The sequence below is a fragment of the Flavobacterium sp. genome, from assembly GCF_013822155.1.
GTDB lineage: Bacteria > Bacteroidota > Bacteroidia > Flavobacteriales > Flavobacteriaceae > Flavobacterium.
In genome coordinates, this window is sequence record NZ_PNJW01000204.1 from 1 (window position 1) to 1,131 (window position 1,131).

The following is a 1,131-nucleotide window of genomic DNA, read 5'->3' on the forward strand; positions in this document are numbered from 1 at the left end:
GGAAAAGAAATTTCTTTGCTCAGTCTGGCAACCCATAGATCTGGGATGCCGCGTTTTCCCTATAATGTTGACCCCAAAAATTTAGATCGGCCTTATATTGATTATACCGTAAATAAACTTTACGAATACGTCTCAAATTTTGAACCGCCTTACGATATTGATTCAAAATGGAGATATTCAAACGTTGCCTATGGAGTATTGGGTAATATATTGACCCTGACTGCTAACAAAGATTTTGAAACTTTAATAAAAGAAGAAATTTGCGGACCGTTAAAAATGAATAACACCGTTATTTCATTAACAGCAAAACAAAAATCAAATCTGGCAATAGGTCATGCAGAAACAGGAACAAAAGTCGGCTTAACCGAATTAGGTGCTATTGATGCTGGCGGAGCTTTACGTTCAACCGTTAATGATCTTCTTACTTTTGCAGAAGCCAATTTGGGGCTCATCAAAACACATCTGTTCCCTGCAATGGAATTAACCCATGTGCTACAAGCAAAAAAAGATGGCGATGACGCTTATACTACAATGGGTTGGACTCTCGTAAATGAGTATGGATATTTACTTTTTAAAGATGGTGGAATGCCTGGTTACAGAACTTTTTTGGGAATAGACAAAAAGAATAAAATGGCAGTAGTTGTTTTATCTAACTCAAACAATACTGTAACTGATATTGGCCGGTATATTCTTGAGCCTAATCGTAGAATTGATCCATTTAAATATACCTGGGCCTTATTGGATACACTCAGAAAAACTATAGAAACCAAAGGAGTTGACGACGCTATTAAACTTTATCTACAGCTCAAAGAATCAAAAAACACATCGTTTATTTTTAATGAAAATCAACTCAATTATTTAGGAAATGAATTGAGAAAAAATAAAAAAATTGACGAAGCCATAAAAATCTATGAACTGAACTTAAAAGAGTATCCTAATTCTCCTATTGTGTATGAAAGTTTAGGCGAAACTTATAGACGAAATAAGAATAAGAAAGTTTCTGTGAAATATTTTGAAAAAGCTTTCGAACTAGATCCACAAAATCCTCACTGGACTTACATACTTAAAAAACTAAAAAATGATAACAGGAAGAAAAACAACCGCTAACAAGGGTATTGCCGCTAAGGTGGC

Annotated in this window: 1 protein-coding gene; it reads left to right on the forward strand. The window is 34.5% G+C overall.

All coding sequences use genetic code 11. From position 1 onward, the window contains the following. On the forward strand, positions 1-1,107 hold a 1,107-nt coding region (locus C0512_RS15950), incomplete at its 5' end, for a serine hydrolase (RefSeq protein ID WP_290863359.1). Positions 1,108-1,131 lie beyond the last annotated feature (24 nt).